Source organism: Rhizobacter sp. P2_H2 (assembly GCF_056403375.1).
In genome coordinates, this window is sequence record NZ_JBFUFP010001161.1 from 1 (window position 1) to 1,631 (window position 1,631).

1 protein-coding gene and 1 pseudogene are annotated in these 1,631 nt (G+C 69.9%); one reads left to right on the forward strand and one right to left on the reverse strand.

Features of this window, described 5'->3' with window-relative positions:
* On the forward strand, nt 1–432 hold a 432-nt coding region (locus tag AC1D15_RS31130; protein WP_477829077.1), incomplete at its 5' end, for a PdxA family dehydrogenase.
* Between the two features lie 52 nt (nt 433–484).
* Here AC1D15_RS31130 and AC1D15_RS31135 read toward each other — a convergent pair.
* Nucleotides 485–1,631 (reverse strand): annotated as a pseudogene (locus AC1D15_RS31135) (DUF1631 family protein); the annotation flags it as partial.

Consider the following 1,631-nt stretch of genomic DNA (forward strand, 5'->3'; position numbering starts at 1 on the left):
GTGCTGCAGACGCTGCGCATCTCGCGGCAGGCGGCCGCGCGCTGGGGCATGCCGGCGCCGCGCATCGCGGTGGCGGGGCTGAACCCGCATGCCGGGGAGGGCGGGCTGTTCGGCGACGAGGAGATCCGCATCATCCGCCCGGCCATCGAGGCCGCGCGTGCCGAGGGCATCGACGCGAGCGGCCCGTACGCGCCCGACACGGTGTTCATGCGCGCGCGCCGCGGCGAGTTCGACCTGGTCGTCGCGATGACGCACGACCACGGCCTGATCCCGGTGAAGTACCTCGGCGTGGAGCAGGGCGTCAACGTGACGCTGGGCCTGCCGTTCGTGCGCACCAGCCCCGATCACGGCACCGCGTTCGACATCGCCGGCACCGGCCGGGCCGATGCGGCTAGCCTGCTGGCCGCGCTGCAGATGGCGCGTCGCCTGTAGCCCGGATGCCAATCCGGGAATGCGGCGGCCCCGGATTGGCATCCGGGCTACGTCAATGGCGTGTTGTTGGCTGCGATGACGACGCCGACAGCGCCGCCAGCTGCTTGCGCGCCCGCGCGGTGGCGCGCTCCATCAGGTAGGCCTGCTCGAACGCCTTGAAGCGCCCGGTCTCGCACATGCGCGCGAGCATCCGCGAGGTCAGCGACACCGTCTCGTGGTGGCGCTTGCCGCGCGTGAACACGAAGAACGCACGCCCCGGGCTCACGTAGCTCAGCCGCACCTTCTGCCACTGGTCGTTCAGGTGCATCTGGTACGCGAAGCCGAGCTTCACATGGTCCATCAGCTGCGCGCCGTGCGACGGCTCGGCCGGCTCGTTCGGCGACAGGTCGAGGTCGATGTCGACGCCGCCCACGTGCAGCGGCCCCGGCATCGTGTCGCCGCCCGCGCCGGGCTCGGTGTCAGGTCCGGTGTCGGAGGTCAGGTCGATGTCGACGGTGCCCGACCAGTCGACCGCGCTCTCCTGCACGAGGCCGATGCGCTTGGCTTCGTCGGGCGAGAAGTGCGGCTCGATCGGCGCGGCGCCCATGCTGGACATCGGCACGTCGCGCAGCAGCCCGTCGGGTTCCGGCAGCGGCGTGTTGAACACGCCCTCGAGCTGCTTGGACATCAGGTTGTATTCGAGCTCCGACAGCGGCTGGCCCTTCAGCGAATCGGCATGCGCCGGCAGCAGCTTGCTGAAGAACTCCTTCTGCGCCGCATCCGGCCAGCCGATCAGCGCCATGCCTTCGTTCAGGTCCTTCATCAGCGGCGGCAGCTGCATCAGGAACTTCTTGCGCATGGCCGGCGAGCCCTTGGGCTGCACGCTCATCACCAGGTCGCGGCCGGCGCGCTTCAGGCGCTGCACCAGCTCGGAACTGGCGCCGTGCGACTTCGTGCCCTGGGCGAGCGCCTGGCTCCACACCTGCGACAGGAAGTTGCGCAGGTAGTCGGGCAGCGACAGCGGGTTCAGCGCGGCCTGCAGCTGCAGCATGTAGCGCTGCTGCACGCGCAGGTCGGATTCCTTCGCGTCGACCAGCGACACCGCCGACGCGTTCGCCTGCACCTCGTCCTTGGCCTGCTGCGCGATGAAGGTCTCGAGCGCACCGAGCTTGGAGGCGTACAGGTCGATCTGGTCGAAGTCGCCCTGCACGATCTCCTGC